A 17,645-nucleotide genomic window follows, 5' to 3' on the forward strand; every position below is an offset into this window, starting at 1 on the left:
ACTATAGTAGTGCAAACTGGCTCAAAACCGGTTTACTGCAGACTATTCTCATTGTATATAACTGGCATCTTACCTTGCCACTCCTTCCAGACTGCATCATTTGACATAAGCTGAGTCATAAACTCTGCAACGTTAATTCGACTTATAAAATCTGAACTAAATATGGGCCCACGCTGAGCAGATGCGAAAACTTTAATTGGGCTCACTTCAAGCTCATCAATTAACCCTACAGGCCTAACGATACACCATTGCACTTTTTGATCGTTTTGGTTTATTAAATACTCTGCTGCAAGTTCGTTATCGCGATGCGGCGGCAGTATATATCGCAACGCAGTGAGCACGGCTCGATCTGCGCATTTGTTTTGATCTTGGCCATCTGGATGAATAACGCCATTACTCCCCATCAATACAAAGCGGACTGGTTTGTCGACATTGCTCTTCTCTAATGCTAAGCGATACATGCGCTTCACTATATCTAATACTAATCTTCGTGGATGCCCCCAAATACCCTTAGCCGATAAGTTATGACCAAGACAACAACCGATCGCATCGCAGCCTTCCAGCAAGCTTACTAATTCACTATCTGGAATGTCGCCAATACTGCCAATCTTTAACGATAACTCAGGGTGTTCCAATAGCGCTTTAGTCAATAAGCCCTGACTACGTGCAATGGCCACAACTGTGTGTCCTCTTTGCAATAACTGTTGCGCTAAGCGCCGCCCTGTTGCACCTGTAATGCCCGCTATAAATACTTTCATATTCACCTACTTTAGTTGCTTCAAACAATTGAGCAGACTATATTCATACACTAACCAAACAAAAAGACCCCAAAGTGCATGAAAGACATACAAATTGGTATAGGTTGGAACTCCATTGATTTTGATTGGAATCGTGCTAGAACGTTTTTAATCGTTGCGGAAGCGGGTTCTTTGTCTGCAGCGGCGAAGCTCACGGGACAAAACCAACCCACGCTAAGCCGGCAGCTTGCTGCCTTAGAATCTGAACTCAAAATTACACTTTTTGAACGTGTTGGTCGTGGCATACAACTGACCGAAAGTGGTGAACACCTATTGCAATATGTACGCTCAATGGCAGAAGCTGCAGGTCAGTTTTCCTTGAGAGCTTCAGGCCAATCTGAATCTCTCGCGGGAAAAGTTATCATTACTGCGAGTGAAGTGGATGCCGCTTATCGGTTACCGCCTGTCATACAACGAATTAGGAAGTTAGCTCCAGAAATACAGTTGGAAATCTCGGTAACCAATCAAATCGCCAACCTACAACAACGCGAAGCTGACATTGCGATTAGGAACAAACGCCCACAGCAACCAGAATTGATCGCACGGAAACTGACCGAAGAAAGCGTTGGTTTATTTGGTCATGCAAACTATATAGAGCACCTTCAGAAAACAAATTTTACCGATGTTGAAATTATTGGCTTCGAGGATATTCCCGCAATGATTCAAGTTCTCAAAATTTTCGGTTGGCCATTGAGCAAGGAAAATTTTCCTGTGGTCACTCAATTTCAGTGGTTACAAATTCAATTGGCAACGCAAGGTAATGGACTGACTCTATTGCCAGTGGATATTGGCAACCAGATAGGATTAATACAAGTTTTACCAAACTTAGGGGCTATTATGGAGTTGCCACTGTGGCTAGTTAGTCACAGAGAGCTACGCACTAACCCCCGTATTAAGTTTGTATATGACCATATCGCTGAGTTTATTCAGGCCTAGATTTAGAGTAGCCCAACTACCTATTCATTCCTGTATCAATGCGTATTCGCAGTCGCTATTTTACTTATTCAATTGTTTTAATGGTAACACCCGCGTACTCACTCAAACGTGGTACCAACTTATCACCAAGTAACTTTGCTGGCGTCCAAAAACCACCCGGTTGATCGGCTGCTATTTCTGTTGCTAAAACAGTCGCCGCTTGGGTTAACATTTTAGCGGTTGAGCCGTAACCTGGGTCTTGATCGCCATGCACTTCCACTGCGATGCGCTTTCCTGAAGATGTTTTTCCATAATGCACAATCGTAAAATAGCCATCTACCTGCGCTTGCTCTGAAGGGCCCGTTCCGGGTTTCGGCAACACAAATTTTTCCAACACCCAGCGTATAGGGGCAACTGCTGAACCTATGGCGACAAAACCTAAGCCACGTGCCATGTTTTTAGCACGCTTTTTAGCTTTTGACCCTTCGCCCATGTGCATCGCTTCACTGTACATGAAGTTCTCGGGAAATAATGAAGGTAACTGCATTGCACTGCGTAACACTACCTTGGTATTTATGCTTGCCATCATAAACGGTGCTAGCCAACCCTTGGTAACATCGTCTTCTACAACTTTGGTTAGGAATTTCTGTTTGACCTTGGTAAGCGAAGGCGCAATAGCGTATGGGTTCATCAGTGTTTTTCGCAGGTCTTTATCAACTTTGGCTTTTTTCACAATATTAATCATGCTCGCCATGGTGCCGCCCGACAAAGTACCTTGCATTCTATTCACACGCATATCAATTTCGAGGCAAGGCTCACCAAACTTCTCTATTGATTGCTGCTGCAGATAGTAAGCGCCTAAATCTGAAGGTAAGGAATCAAACCCACAACAATGCACAATACAAGCACCGCTGTTTTGCGCCACTGTTTCATATTTCGCCAGCATATCGGCAATAAAGTTTGGCTCACCGGTTAAGTCACAATAGTGAGTACCATTTTCAGCACAGGCTTTGACTAACCGTTCACCGTATTGATCGAAAGGCCCGACTGTTGAAATAACAACATTCGCAGACTGAGCCAACCCTTGCATATCGGCCTCGGTCATTGAGTCGGCCACAATCATTGGCGTATCGAGTTTAAGATTTAGACGTTTGGAAACCTCGGCTTGCACTGAAGTCAATTTAGCAAGTGAACGCCCTGCAACAGCAATGCTAAGCTCTGGAGCATGGTTATTAATGTATTCGGCTAACCGGCGATAAGTTATTTGACCGACAAAACTGGTCGCACCCATTAAAACGATATCGTATTTTTTGCTCATAAGAGTTCTCTGAAGCTGAGGTTGAATTCTAGTTAGGGAGAACAGTGCCAGAAAATACCTGAGGTATCTAGCTAAGAGTCCAAACAACGTGCCATTGCAGGTTTGAGTATGGGTATTTTTGGAATTGTTACGTTGGGGTGGCGGGTGATACGAACAATCGCGTCTTCACTCCGTTTCGAACGCTCCTACATAGAATTCGGCTGCAGCACCGGTTAATATCAATTTTTCTGTAGGAGCCGTCGGAGCAAAGCGGAGAGGCGACAGCTAGCCCGATGAATATCAGGCTAACTCAGTTCTAATCTTTAACCCGAAGCCCGCAGCCAAAAACAGCCCTACTCAACCGTAACCGATTTGGCTAGATTACGAGGCTGATCAACATCGGTCCCTTTGATAATTGCCACGTAATAACTCAACAACTGCAAAGGAATGGTATACAAAATTGGTGCGAGTGCGTCGTCAATGTGGTCTAGCTCAATAAGCTTGAACCCTTCACCCGCTTCAAAGTGTGCGTTCTTATCGGCGAAGACATAGAGCTGGCCGCCGCGTGCGCGCACTTCTTCCATATTGCTGCTTAGCTTTTCTAATAAGTCGTTATTAGGTGCTACAACAATTACCGGCATATCATTATCGATCAACGCTAAGGGTCCGTGCTTGAGTTCGCCTGCTGCGTAGGCTTCTGCATGAATATAGCTAATTTCTTTTAGCTTTAATGCACCTTCCATTGCAATTGGGTACTGTGCGCCGCGACCTAAAAATAAAGCATGGTGTTTATCGGCAAAATCTTCTGCTAGTGCTTCAATGACCGGCTCTAAGGTTAGCGATTGTTGTATCTGCGCTGGTAGTTCACGCAAGCCTTTCACGATTTTAGCTATAACAGATTGATCAACTCCACGATGTTTGGCAATGCTTAGCACCAATAACATCAAACCCACCAGCTGCACGGTAAAGGCTTTACTTGATGCCACGCCAATTTCAACGCCTGCGCGCATCATGTAGGCTAAATCTGATTCACGCACTAAGCTTGAGCCTGGTACGTTACAAATTGCAAGCGTAGAAGCATAACCTTGTGATTTCGCTTTAGTTAATGCCGCCAAGGTATCAGCTGTTTCGCCCGATTGTGAGAGCGTTACGAATAAAGAATTTTTCGGAACTACCGAAGTACGGTAACGGTACTCAGAGGCAATTTCTACCTGACAAGACACCCCCGCAATTTCTTCAAACCAATAGCGCGCCACCATGCCAGAGTTGTAAGAAGTTCCGCAGGCAACAATTTGTACATGATCAATACCAGATAATAACTCGTTGGCACCCGCTCCGAATGTTTCAGTGACAACACCCGTTTCGGTTATACGACCTTCTAAGGTATTGGTGATGGCCGTTGGCTGCTCATGAATTTCTTTCATCATGAAATGTTTGAACGGGCCTTTGTCACCCGCATCATGGGTGACATCACTGACTTTTGCTTCGCGCGTTACTTCTGCATCGTTAATATCAACAATACGAACTGAACGGCGGGTAATTTCAGCAACATCGCCTTCTTCTAAATAAATAAAGTTTTGTGTCACTGGCAACAAGGCCAATTGGTCAGAGGCAATAAAGTTTTCACCAATGCCTAATCCAATCACCAAGGGTGAACCAGAACGTGCAACAACCATACGCGAAGGATCACGACGATCAATCACAACCGTGCCATAGGCACCTTCTAACTGCTTACGTGTTTTTTGCACGGCTTCTAATAGCGAGTCCGAAGTTTGTAACTCAAGCTCAATTAGATGCGCGATCACTTCTGTATCGGTATCTGAAGCAAATACGTAGCCTGCTTCTTGCAGGCGCTTACGCAATGGGCCATGGTTTTCAATAATACCGTTGTGAACAACCGCAATGTTTTCACCCGAAACATGTGGGTGTGCGTTTTTTTCATTCGGCTCGCCATGTGTTGCCCAACGGGTGTGAGCAATACCTGTTCCGCCCAGTACCGGAGTATCTGCAATGGCATTGGTCAATTCACTCACTTTACCCACACGACGAACACGGTTTAATTCTTCACCATTAATAATAGCAATACCGGCTGAATCGTAACCACGGTATTCTAAACGTCGTAACCCTTCGACCAAAATTTCAGCCACATCACGTTGCGCCACTGCGCCAACTATTCCACACATATTTTATATCCTTATTAAATTTATTTAGTCTGCTTGGTCGGCTTTTGCCAATGACTGAGTGTCACTTGGCGCGCTCTACCTACAGTTAACTGATTAGCCGTTGCAGTTTTAGTAATCACAGAACCTGCACCAACAAAAGCACCATCTTCAATCACAACCGGTGCAATGAGTGTTGAGTTAGATCCAACAAAGGCACGCGATCCTATTTGGGTTTTAAATTTATTTACACCATCGTAATTACAGGTGATGGTGCCCGCGCCAATGTTAGATTGTTCACCTATTTCGGTATCACCAATATAGCTCAGGTGATTCACTTTACTGCCGCGGCCAATTTTTGATTTTTTAGTTTCAACGAAATTGCCAACCTTGGTGCCATCGGCTAATTCTGTGCCTGGACGAATACGAGCAAAGGGCCCAATGGTGGCACCTTCACCGATAACTGAATCGTCGATCATGGTGTTCGCTTCAATAACCGTGCCTTCACCAATGGTGGTATTTTTTATAACGCAATTTGGGCCAACTACAACGTTTTGGGCTAAGTTAACCTTGCCTTCAAAAACGCAGTTTACATCGATGATGCAATCTTGCCCTATGGTCAGCTCGCCACGTACGTCTATGCGGTTTGGGTCTAATACGGTGACGCCTTCTTCCATTAAAGACTTGGCAATTTGTAACTGGTGCCAGCGCTCTAATTCGGCCAACTGCAATCGGTTATTAACACCTAAGGTTTCTTCTTCGTGAACTGGGTGAACTGTTTTAACGCTCACGCCTTTCGCAACGGCCATTTCAATAAGATCAGTTAAATAGTACTCGCCTTGGGCGTTGTTGGTTCTTAATAGCGGTAGCCAATCGTGCAGAGCCCATGCAGGTACAGCAATAATGCCGCTGTTCACTTCATTAATTTTCAGCTGTGCTGGGTTGGCATCTTTGTGCTCAACAATGGCGCTGATTAGACCGTGCTGATCACGAACAATGCGGCCATAGCCTGTCGGGTCTTTAACTAAAACAGATAGCAAGCCCATGCTGGTGTCTGATACTTGATTGATCAATGCCTGCAATGTATCTGGTTTAGTTAAAGGCACATCGCCATACAACACCAACACAACACCTTCTTTAGACAAGTTTGGCAGTGCTTGCGCAACCGCATGGCCAGTGCCTAATTGTTCTGCTTGGGTGCAAAATTTGACGCTTTGGTCAGCAAAGTGTTCTTTAACTAACTCTGCACCATGGCCGACAACCATGTTGATGTCATTCGAAAATTGACGCGCAGTATTGACCACATGGGCACAAAGTGGCTGGCCTGCAAGCTTATGCAGCACCTTGGGTAATGATGATTTCATTCGTGAGCCTTGTCCAGCGGCTAACACTACAACACTGACATCCATATCAATCTCCTAATAATGATGAATATAACAAAAAATAAGTTGCAGCATTGTAGTGCCTGAAAATGTGAGTGCAAGACAACTTTTGTCAATATTTTCCTGACGTAAAGCCACCAAATACGACTATTAACCCCAACAATATTTTTGGGTTTAGCCGCTGGCTAGAAAAAACCAACCTTTGCCCTAGAAACTGGGCGTATTTAGCCGATTCACGCGTCAAAATTTAGGTAGGCGCATATTCTTTCAAAATCACTTTGATTCGAACAGCGTATTCGTCACTAAAACGACTAACAACAGCCGCCGCTGCGCCAAAAACCCGCCAAATGGCGCTATTTCGCAACGAAAAGTACCCTTTGAACCCCGTCACACGTCTAAAAGAGGGTTTTACATACCATAGCCTCATCAAATCAAACGAAGAACCATTAGGTAAAACATTATGAACATTCAACTTACTTTATTAGCCTCTGTTTTAACTCTCGCTTTATCGGGCTGCCAAGTTGAAGGATTAGCAACGCAAGGAAATGCAGCCGATGATACAGACACAACGGTAACGGTAACCAAACCAAATTCAAATACGCCTCCGGAAGCTGAGCCAACAGATCCGGACGTTGGAAATAACGACCCAATAGCCACAGCAAGCGTTACCCTGTATTGGTCTGCGCCGCTAGAGCGTGTTAATGGTCAAAGTATGGATATGACTGAAGTCGGTGGCTATGAAATTCGCTACAAGCAAGACAGCGACGACAGCTACACCAACGTGGTTATTGATGACAAATATACAGATCAATACACGTTCATAGACCTTAGCGATGCAGATGCATATCAATTCGAAGTGGCGGTGTTTGATTCAGATGGTATCTATTCAGATTTCGTCATAGCCATGGCGAATTAATCTACAGTATCCAAACGGATGTGCCTCGAAAAACTCGAGGTGCATCACACATCGCCCGCCTGCCTTGTCACACTGTTGAAATAAAGTTCAACTTTTCCCCAAAAAACGAATATCATCACAGTACTGCCCGTAAAATGGGTTAGAATTCATTAGAATTAGTACAGAGGTGCATAACACGTTGTTTAGATTTCTTTCAGCTTTCATTCTTATATCAGCCCTAACCGGGTGCGATGTGAGCGCCTTTGGCACTCAATCGGGTGATGTATCGCTATATTGGCAAGCGCCTACTCAGCGCGCTAACGGCGTTAAAATGGAACTTAGCGATATTGGCGGCTATGAAATTCGTTATAAGCACATTAAAGACAACAGCTACAGTACAATTGTCATTCGTGGCAATGCTCAATCTAACTTTGTAATTTCTAACGTCCCCGTCCCAGAAAACTACGTTTTTGAAGTAGCTGTATTCGATACCAATGGAATATACAGTGACTTTGTAGTAGCTAGGTAATAACCCAAAAATAAAAATACCGACACTTTCTCAATTAAATGTAAAAAAAGCCGTCACTCGTAATGAACATGCCTTCTAGCTGATATATACTCCAACCACTTACATGGATTAAACGTCTTACGTTTTGTAATGAGACCGTATTAATGGATTATTTAACGGTTAGCCAAACAGCCTTTCTTTCTGCTTGTCTAGCAACCCTAATATTATGCTTAATCACGCTTTACCAAGCGCTTAAAGACCCTTGGAAAGGCATTTTATTGATTGGCTTGTTTGGGCAGTTGTTTTGGGCAGCCGCGTTATTTTTTAGTTATTTAAATGAATTTGTTGACCCAACTCGATTACTCATTGCTGAGTATTCACGTTACACCCTATGGTTAGTCACCCTCGGACTATTTATACGCAAACGAGCCGCCTTTCGGCTTTGGCCTAAACAACTCATTGCTCTGTTTGCGACTATTTTGGTGGTTAACGCCATAACGGCGGTTCAAATTCTTTATCCTGGCAGCAATTCCAGCACACTGCTGAACTTATGCTTCTTGTTTTTATCAATGTCTGGGTTAGTGTTAACCGAGCAAGTCATACGCAACTTGAATACCCATCGTTACTTAAAGCTACTTGGCCTATGCCTAGCCCTGTTGTTCATCTTTGATTTATTTGCCTATGGCCATCGGCTCGTTAACGGGTCTATTCCAGCTTATGTCTGGCAAACGCGTGCAGCTTTAGCGCTTGTTGCCTCTATTGCATTAAGCATTGGCAGCTTAATTTTTAAATTACATACATCGACCAGAGCACTGTTTTCAGTGTCACGCCCTGCGGCTTTCTTTTCATCGGCGGCGTTAACCTCAATTATACTGGTACTAATGGGGTCATTGGGGAGCTATTACGTTAAGCAGCAAGGGTTTTTAGCTAGCTACCTGTTTACGTTGTTTTTAATAGTCGGTGTTGCAATTATTATTGCACTGCTAATTTCAAAACAGTTTCGGCAACAGTTCGATGTATTTGTGAGTAAGAATTTCTTTTCTTTAAAGTACGACTACCGCTTAGAATGGCTATCTGCTATTCGCAAACTCAGTGACCTTAACGCAGCCGATGCCGACAACTACTATGCAAAGTTATTAAGGATATTATGCTCCGCACTGAAAGCAAACAAGGGCGCACTCTGGATCAGTAATGGCCAGATGATTACGCTACAAACATCGAACTTATCTTTTGATATCCCGGTCACTGAAATATCGGTTAGCGAACCCTTTGTAAAGGCAATGCTAAAAGATAATTGGATTTTTGTACCTCAGTCACGCACACCCAGTATGGCTGAAAACAATGCCTTACTACCCGATTGGGCAATGGAAAGTGAAAAAATTTGGGCCATTACACCATTGATAGTGCAAATGAAAATGATTGGTTTTGCCATCATTGAGCGCCCATTAGGCAATATAGATATAACCTATGAAGACCGTGATTTAATGACCAACCTATCTACACAGCTTTCAAGCCATATACTACTTCATCAACAAGAAAGCCAAATACTCGAAACTAAACAATTAGAAACTTATGACCGGCTCTCTTCGTTTATCATGCACGATGTCAACAACGTCATTGCACAGCTTGCCCTAATTGGTAAAAACGCTGAAAAACACAAAGATAACCCGGCATTTATTAACGACATGATTAAAACTGTTGATAACTCCGTCTTGCGTATGCGCAACCTCATTCAAAAATTCAACCCAACAAGCTTGTTAAATAATGAATCACTAAGTTTACAAGCCATAGTCATAGACGTTGTAGAGTCTTGCTCAGATAAGAAGCCAGTACCTACACTAGAACTCAATGCTGATATTCAAGTATTAGCTGACAAACAAAAACTGACGCTGTCTATTAAAAACTTAGTCCGCAATGCACAAGAAGCATCGGCCGACGACCAAGACGTAATTGTTAGAATTACCAACAATAAACTACAAATTATAGATTCCGGCGAAGGCATGAGCCAACAATTCATCAACGAAGTATTATTCAAACCTTTCCAAACAACTAAAAGCGAAAACGGCATGGGTATTGGCGCGCATCTTACCAAAAGTTATTTAGAGCATATCGGTGCCACCCTAGACGTAAAAAGTGAACAGAGCAAAGGCAGTTGCTTTACCGTTACCTTTGCAGGAGCAGAACATGACCAGCTTTGATAAAACAATTTTAATCATCGAAGACGATGAAGGCTTACAAAGCCAGTTAAAATGGCATTTCGATGATTTCGATTCAACTATTGTCACCGCTAGTTCATTAACCGAGGCCATTGCTGCCGTGCGTTTGTACGAACCCAGTGTTGTTATTCAAGATTTGGGCTTGCCCCCTGACGAAGAAGGCGTAACAGAAGGTTTTAAATGCATACGAGAAATATTAAGTATAAGGCCAAGTACAAAAATAATAGTACTGACCGGCAAAAACGACCATAGCAACGCATTGCGCTCTATTGAACTGGGCGCCTTTGATTTTTATCTAAAACCTGTCGACACCGACATGCTCGATAAAGTAGTCGCTCAAGCGTTCCGGCTAGCCAAATTAGAGTGGGAAAATAATCAAGAAATACCCGATGCAGAACCTATACAGGGTGTGATTACCGCCGATACCAAAATGAAAAATATTTGCCGCATGGTGCTAAAAATTGCCAGCTCGAATATAACCGCAACACTATTGGGTGAAAGCGGAACAGGCAAAGAAGTATTAGCCCGTGGTATTCATAGCAATAGTGGCCAGGCCGATCAGGAATTCGTCGCCATAAACTGTGCCGCCGTACCCGAAAATTTAATGGAAAGTGAGTTGTTTGGCTATGAAAAAGGTGCTTTTACCGGTGCAGCGAAACAAACCATTGGTAAAATTGAACAAGCTGATGGCGGCACGTTATTTTTAGACGAAATTGGTGATATGCCGCTACAGCTACAAGCCAAGCTACTGCGCTTTTTACAACAGCGTACCATTGAGCGCGTAGGTGGCCGTAAAGAAATACCAGTCAACTTAAGAATTGTGTGCGCCACCAATAAAGATTTAGATGCCATGGTAAAAGAAGGCACCTTCCGCGAAGACTTGTATTACCGTATTTGTGAAATAGAGGTGAAAATACCTCCCTTGCGTGACCGCGGTTCCGATGCGTGCCTTATCGCTAACCATCTAGTCGACAAGCATTCGCAAGGTTACGCAAAGAAATCACTCAAATTAAGCGACGATGCCCTAGTGGCCATTAACGATTATTCATGGCCAGGTAATATTCGCGAGCTTGAAAACAAAATAAAGCGCGCGCTGGTACTCAGCGACGGAAAAATGATTTCAGCATTTGATCTAGATTTGAACATAAACAATGAAGCCCCTAGAGCAGATTTAATAAACCTTAAAGAAGCTCGAAAGCATGCAGAAGTATCGGCCATTACTTCGGCCTTAGAGATTAGCCAGCAAAATGTTTCTGCAGCAGCGAAATTGCTCGGGGTAACCCGGCCAACGTTATACGACATGATGAAAAAGTATAACTTCACAACGGATAATAATTAGAAGGAAGTTTTGATGTACTTTAAGAATATTGGAATTTTATTCGCTTTGACTCTGACGCTAGTTTTGAGCGCCTGTAACTCAGAGAATGCCACTGAAAAAGCAGATGGCTTCATAAAACGAAGTATTGCCTATGAAAAACAAGGCCAATACCGAGCGACGTTAATTGAAATACGCAACGCCATTCAAGCCGAACCTGAAAACTTAGACCACATTCAGCGTTACGCTGAAGTGCTAATAAAGATTGGCAGCGTACTTCAAGCCGAGAGCTTATTAGTAAGCGTGAACAACAGAACCGAGGCACTGAACTTACTATTGGCTAATGCCCTACTTAAACAAGGTAAGTATATTTCTGCCGCTGCTATACTTGGGCAGCTACCCGCTACTGTTGCCGATCAAACGTCAAAAGAACACTTAGAAGCACTTGTCGCCTATTTTTCTGGTGATCAAGCAACGGCGTTCAACAGTTTTAGAGCCCTTGCTGGGCAACAAGACACACCGGTAGACGTTGTATACGAGTTTATAAATTTATTAATTCAAAACCGACAGTTTGCTGAAGCAAAACAATGGTCTGATCAAATTTTAGCGAGCAACCCAAATGACGCAAACGCGCTTTATTACAGTGCAAAACTCGCCTACGAAAGCAATCAGCTTACGGCGGCAGAATCTCTGTTAACTAAAGCCCTCATTCAGCTACGTGAAACCGACGTATTGTTACAAGAGCGAGTACAGGTACTTGAACTACTCTCTACAACTTTAACCGCCTTAGGCCGGTCAACCGAAGCATTTGTGTACCAAAAAATAATTCGTGAAGCCAATCCTGAAGCCTTTGCTGCACAGCAACAATATAAAGATGCATTAGCCGCAGCCAGCCAAGGTGATTTAGCCGCAGCCAAAACTGCCTTTGAAGATATATTAACGCAGTTTCCGAATAACCAACAAGCCGCCTTACTTTTGGGTTTAATTCACCTAGAAGAAGGCGACACTGCAACGGCTGAAGGCTTGTTAAGTGAAAACCTAGACGCAGAAACAGCACCAGTCTCACTCATTCGAGCCACTGCATTGGCGCAATCTGAGCAAGGTAAGTCTGAAGAAGCGCTGGCGGTATTAGAGCGCGCTCTACTGGTAAGACCAGACGACTCAACATTGCTTGCCCTGTTCGGCATTATTTCTATTAATAGCGGTGAAGAGCGTCAAGGTTTAGCTTCCGTTAGCAAGGCCTTACAGTTAGAGCCCGATAGAACTCGCTTACATTTATTGCTCGCTCAATATTATGTAGATCAAGATCAAACAGATTTAGCCTTGGGCCATTTGCGCCAAGCCTATGCTAAAAACCCAAAAGATTGGTCAACCAGCGGTTATTACCTAGCAACCTTACTTGAAAGTAGAGAGCAAGCTGAGGCCGTTAGTGTTCGCGACAGCCTTTATCAACAATTCCCGAATGACCCAGCAAGCTTGTGGCTTGTTGCCATGACAGATTATAAAATGGGTAAGCTAGACAATGCTAAAAGCAATCTAAAAGCGCTGCTAGCCATCGACTCTAAAAATCTCAATGCTCTCAATGCCCTGGCGGGAATGTATCAACAATCAAACGAATATGATATGGCTGCAGACTTCTGGCTAAAAGCCCTGCAAGTTAACCCCGGCAACCCAAGTTACTTACAATCTCTCGTGCAAAATAAAGCACGCACCCACAGTTTTGCTGAGCTTACTGCTTGGATAAGTAAACAAGCGAACACGCACAAAGACATTGCCTTGCCTTTGAACTCAGTTTTGGTTGAGCTTTATGTTAACTCAAAAAACATGGACCAAGCGCAAGCAATTGCCGACCAGTATAAAAATACCGACCAACCTTATGCCCGTGGCATGCAAGCCAACTTATTACGCGGTCATGCTCTTTTAGCTGCAGAGAAGCAAGAGTGGACTGCAGCCGTTGGCCATTTAGACGAAGCACTCAAAATACTTCCGAACGACACCAAACTCACTCTACTGGCTGCGCAATTTGAATTCAGTAACAGCCAAGGTGACCTCGCTTTAACGCGTATCGACGAACTGCTCAAACTAAATGAGCGCAACTATCCAGCCGTGATTGTGAAAACTCAAATCATTGAAAAGTTAGAGAATTTAAGCCAAGCCTTTGGTTATATTGATGACCTCTGGCAAGCCCAGCCTCATGGCGCCATATTAAATGCTTATCTGTATTACTTAAAAAAGGAGCAACCTAATAACGTTGAACGTGAGCTAAAACGCTTAGTCGCCATGGAGCCTAATAACGATAAAGCCCATGTATTAATCGCAGATTCCTATTTATCACAAGGCAAGCATGTGGAAGCCATCGCCTCTTATGAACTGGCATTGGTTAGTAATCCGCAATCGATTCCGGCTTTGAATAACCTAGCTTGGCTACTAAAAGAAAACAAAGTAGACCGAGCATTAGACTACGCAACCAAAGCTGCGCAACTAGCACCAAACTCAGCTAACGTGCTTGATACCTTAGCTTGGGTATTACACTTGCAAGGCAATAAACAGCAAGCGTTAGACGCAATAAACAAAGCACTAACGCTAGAACCAGACAACACCGAGTTACAGCAGCATAAAGCGCAGATTCTGGGGAAATAGGTTTTTTAGTTTGTAGTTAAAAGTTTGTAGTTAGAAGTTTTTAGATTAGAGCTTTAGAGTTAGCACAGTTGGGTTACCTAGCTGTGCTTTTTTATTAGGTTTGCTATGGCGGTTAAATCTTTCTCTTGTACTGAGTCATGTACGGGTAGTGTGAAAAACCGGCTTGCGAAGCTGTTCGCGTTAGGCAGCTTGCTTTCACTGTGCCACATAGAGGTGCGAACCCCATCCACTAATGGTAAGGCAGTAGCGTACATTTTACTGGCACCGTAAGGCTTTAATGCTTTTATTAGGGTTTCTTTTTGCTCTGCAGATTCGCAAACAACTGGGTAGCGCAGTAAACGCCCTCTTCTTTCACTGGTCATGGCTTTAAAACCATTCACCGGGCCTAGGCAATTATCAAGTACCTGTTCTGCCAGCGCAATGCGTTGCTGATATGCCTGCAAATTAACATTGAAAACGGCATGGTTTTCAAATGGAAAACCCGCCAGTTCGGTCAGTTCATGGTACTGAGTATGGCCAAGCTTTAAAAAAGAGAGCTTAGACAACCAGTAATACACATTAGGGTGTGCCAGGCGATTTATTAGCTTAGCTTTCACCCGCCAACGAGTAGAATCACTGCTGGCACTTTTCACCGGTATTTCAACTACCGGTAAAGAAGCTTTTACCGCAACCATGCCCCCACCCAATAAACTCACCGCCTTGCCACGACCAAACGAAAAACAAACGTAATCACTGCTAAAATTGGCTTCGTTGTTTGAACAAGGGAACCACTGAGCGTTATCTTCAATAATAGACACTTGGAGGCAGGTACTCAGTGCAGACCGTATCTCTGCTAAGCGCTCTTTAATACCCATAAAATTAATACAGATAACCGCCAACGTATTAGTCGAAAGCGCACTGGTTAATTCTGCCAAGTTGTAGCTCGGATCATTTTCGGCAATATCAACAATCACAGGCGTATAACCCGCAAATAACGCCGCCGAGATAAGGTCAGGACAGCAATAGCCAGGGATAATCACTTCCGGTTTTGCAATGTTCACGTGCTGCGCTTTTTTATGCAGCAGCGCATACGCTAACGCCGCCGTACCCGATTGCAACCAATGCAAGTTATAACCCGGCCAATTAAGGTTGTGCTGAGTCTCCACACCTGCGGTATGGGTCATTATTTTGCTGCCAGCAGGCGGCAATATTCTTAACATCATCTTGCGGAAGGCTTCCATGTTGTCATGCGGGTGCCGGTTGCGAACTTCAACATCGAGTCCATTAAGGCAATATTGACCTGCACAAAGAAGTAAACCAGTTTAATAGGCCCAACACTTTGTAACTTGGGGCTCAAATGCGCCAACAGCGCCGTCACATAAAACAAAATTTGCCCTACAAGCGCCATTTGATACACCCAACCGTGATGCACCACAAAAGAAGTCACGATCAACAGCGCCATTAAAAACCACGGCACTCCCCAACGCATGAGTTTATGGCTAAAGACTTGCAAAGAGAACAAACCAAATTTGAACGGGTTTAGTACATCTAGGTGGCGCGAAAGCCCGGTAATGCCGCGCAGTACGGTTCTGACCTTGCGCGCATACTCTTTAGAAGGGTCTTTTAAATCTTCATAAAAACCCAGTACATCGGGTGCTGATATACTCTGTTTACCTGCACGGGCGCAATTTAGAGCGGTGTTAAAATCTGAAGGTGAGTGAATATCCCAATCGGCGCAAATTTCAGTACGTGCCGCAAAAAAAGAGCCACTTAAACCTACTAAGCCAGCCAGCTTGCTCTCTTTATTGCGCAGCCACATTTCGTATTTCACGTAAGCGCCTTCACCAGCCACCTCACCCGACTTACTGACAAAACGGTCTTCACTGGATACCGCGCCAATATTTTCATTTTGGAAATGGCCATCCAGCTTGGTTAAGGCATTCGGCTCCATAATGGTGGCTACATCGGAAAATACCAAAACTGAGCCTTTTGCGGCTTTTATGGCCGTGAGCTGAGCGTTCTCTTTACCTAGACGCTCGGTCGCGCGCACAAGCCGCACACCTTTAGATTCGTATTTGCGCACTATGTCATCGGTGCCGTCGTCACTAGAATCGGAAGCGATAATAAGCTCGTATTGGTCTTTATCGAACTCTAAAGATAATAAGTTTTCAAGCTTCTGCTTAATACGATGCTTTTCGTTATAAACGGTCACAATAAGGGAGTAAAAATGCGGGGCTTGTACATCGTCAACAGATTGCGACGGCTTGACTGATTTAGTTAAAAGATGCAAAACAACCGGATAAAAGAAATAGCTATAGAGCGAACAGACTAAAAGGACCCAAAATAGGAAAACCAACATAGTAAACTCCTTGTTACTGAATAAATCCATTTCGAAGGGGTACCCATAAGCCCCCTTCATAAGGCATAATAGCGCAATTATATATAAACACGGATGTTGTTTACATGACTAATTCTAGTCCATTGCAAAGGAAGCGAGTACTCCACGTAATATCTGGCGATTTATGGGCCGGCGCGGAAGCTCAAGCCGCCACACTTCTCAAACACCTAAAGCCCTTATGCGATGTTTCTGCCGTGTTGTTAAACGAAGGTGAGCTGGCCAATAGGCTTCGCGGTTACAATATACCCGTAACCATACTAAACGAGAAAACGCTTTCAAGCTGGCGCATATTTCTAGCCCTACGCCAGCACATAAAGCAGCTAAAGCCCGATGTAATTCACACCCACCGACAAAAAGAAAACATACTCGGCGCACTCGCCAATAGCACAACAGTAAAAGCACGCTGCGTACGCACAGTACACGGCGCACCCGAGTTTATCGGCAGCTTTAAAACCCAAATACAGCGCAGCTTCGATAGCTGGGTAGGCAACCACCTACAAGATGTCATCATTGCGGTATCAGATGAGCTAAAAACAAACCTCACAGGCACCTACCCAGAACAAAAAATACAAGTCGTCATGAATGGTGTTGATGTAGAAGAGCTCAAAGCAAACGCAGGCATTACAGATTTTAAAAAAGCAGAACCTGATAAAATACATATTGGTATTATTGGCCGTTTAGTGCCTGTAAAGCGTGTCGATATATTTTTAGAAACTGCGGCGTTGTTTAAAAAAGAGAATAGGACAGAATACCATTTTCATGTAGTGGGTGATGGGCCATTGGAAAACCAGTTAAAAGAACAAGCCACATCGTTAGATATAGATAACATAGTAACCTTTCACGGGCATCGAATTGATGTGCCCAGCTATATAAATTCTTTAGATGCGGTGGTTATGTGTTCTGATCATGAGGGGTTGCCAATGGTGGCGTTAGAAACATTGGCATTGGATAAAAAATTAATAGCTCATGCTATCGGCGGACTGGCAGAGCTAAAAAGCTACGCTCACGTCTTTTTCGTCACTCAAAATACAGCTAATTATTATCACGCTGTAATAACAAAGAAATCGTCGAATATAGTGCACAAAGTATTTACACATACATCAATAGAAACTAGCACTAAAACAAATAGTTTGTATATTTAATT

General features: G+C 43.7%; 13 protein-coding genes. 7 read left to right on the plus strand and 6 right to left on the minus strand.

Features of this window, described 5'->3' with window-relative positions; genetic code table 11:
• Positions 1–32: 32 nt before the first annotated feature.
• Positions 33–758 carry an NAD(P)-dependent oxidoreductase gene (locus ACI882_RS05125; RefSeq protein ID WP_411746309.1) on the minus strand — a complete coding sequence of 242 codons (726 nt, stop codon included), beginning with the start codon at positions 756–758 and terminating at the stop codon, positions 33–35.
• A gap of 78 nt (positions 759–836) precedes the next feature.
• Between ACI882_RS05125 and ACI882_RS05130 the strand changes: the two genes are divergently transcribed.
• Positions 837–1,733: a LysR family transcriptional regulator gene (locus ACI882_RS05130; RefSeq protein ID WP_411746308.1), complete on the plus strand. Its 897-nt coding sequence runs from the start codon at positions 837–839 to the stop codon at positions 1,731–1,733.
• A gap of 64 nt (positions 1,734–1,797) precedes the next feature.
• On the opposite strand, the gene ACI882_RS05135 is transcribed toward ACI882_RS05130, so the two are convergent.
• From ACI882_RS05135 to glmU, 3 genes are all read right to left on the minus strand, one after another.
• The gene (locus tag ACI882_RS05135) at positions 1,798–3,030 is read right to left on the minus strand and encodes a saccharopine dehydrogenase family protein (protein WP_411746661.1); all 1,233 of its coding nucleotides are present in this window, start codon (positions 3,028–3,030) and stop codon (positions 1,798–1,800) included.
• A 332-nt stretch (positions 3,031–3,362) separates the two neighbouring features.
• A complete protein-coding gene (gene glmS / locus ACI882_RS05140; protein WP_411745941.1) occupies positions 3,363–5,192 on the minus strand; it encodes a glutamine--fructose-6-phosphate transaminase (isomerizing) in 1,830 nt (609 codons plus the stop codon).
• Between the two features lie 20 nt (positions 5,193–5,212).
• Positions 5,213–6,577: a bifunctional UDP-N-acetylglucosamine diphosphorylase/glucosamine-1-phosphate N-acetyltransferase GlmU gene (gene glmU / locus ACI882_RS05145; protein WP_411745940.1), complete on the minus strand. Its 1,365-nt coding sequence runs from the start codon at positions 6,575–6,577 to the stop codon at positions 5,213–5,215.
• Positions 6,578–7,010: 433 nt separating this feature from the next.
• On the opposite strand from glmU, the gene ACI882_RS05150 reads away from it, so the two are divergent.
• From ACI882_RS05150 to ACI882_RS05170, 5 genes are all read left to right on the plus strand, one after another.
• A complete protein-coding gene (locus ACI882_RS05150) occupies positions 7,011–7,466 on the plus strand; it encodes a fibronectin type III domain-containing protein (protein ID WP_411746662.1) in 456 nt (151 codons plus the stop codon).
• Between the two features lie 232 nt (positions 7,467–7,698).
• On the plus strand, positions 7,699–7,974 hold the full coding sequence (locus ACI882_RS05155) for a hypothetical protein (RefSeq protein ID WP_411746663.1): 276 nt from the start codon (positions 7,699–7,701) through the stop codon (positions 7,972–7,974).
• A gap of 143 nt (positions 7,975–8,117) precedes the next feature.
• Positions 8,118–10,151, plus strand: a complete 2,034-nt coding sequence (prsK, locus tag ACI882_RS05160) for an XrtA/PEP-CTERM system histidine kinase PrsK (RefSeq protein WP_411746664.1) — start codon at positions 8,118–8,120, stop codon at positions 10,149–10,151.
• Entirely contained in the window at positions 10,138–11,508 is a 1,371-nt protein-coding gene (gene prsR, locus ACI882_RS05165) for a PEP-CTERM-box response regulator transcription factor (RefSeq protein WP_411746665.1), read from the plus strand. The genes prsK and prsR overlap by 14 nt, the downstream gene beginning before the upstream one ends.
• Before the next feature lie 12 nt (positions 11,509–11,520).
• Positions 11,521–14,124, plus strand: a complete 2,604-nt coding sequence (locus tag ACI882_RS05170) for a tetratricopeptide repeat protein (protein ID WP_411746666.1) — start codon at positions 11,521–11,523, stop codon at positions 14,122–14,124.
• Between the two features lie 77 nt (positions 14,125–14,201).
• On the opposite strand, the gene ACI882_RS05175 is transcribed toward ACI882_RS05170, so the two are convergent.
• Positions 14,202–15,326, minus strand: a complete 1,125-nt coding sequence (locus ACI882_RS05175) for a DegT/DnrJ/EryC1/StrS family aminotransferase (RefSeq protein WP_411746667.1) — start codon at positions 15,324–15,326, stop codon at positions 14,202–14,204.
• Complete coding sequence (locus ACI882_RS05180; protein WP_411746668.1) at positions 15,323–16,462, minus strand: glycosyltransferase; 1,140 nt, start codon at positions 16,460–16,462, stop codon at positions 15,323–15,325. Before ACI882_RS05180 ends, ACI882_RS05175 begins: the two co-directional genes overlap by 4 nt.
• 104 nt (positions 16,463–16,566) lie before the next feature.
• Between ACI882_RS05180 and ACI882_RS05185 the strand changes: the two genes are divergently transcribed.
• A complete protein-coding gene (locus ACI882_RS05185; protein WP_411746669.1) occupies positions 16,567–17,643 on the plus strand; it encodes a glycosyltransferase in 1,077 nt (358 codons plus the stop codon).
• Positions 17,644–17,645 lie beyond the last annotated feature (2 nt).

It is taken from the genome of Reinekea sp. (genome assembly GCF_046710285.1).
In the GTDB taxonomy this organism is placed as follows: domain Bacteria; phylum Pseudomonadota; class Gammaproteobacteria; order Pseudomonadales; family Natronospirillaceae; genus Reinekea.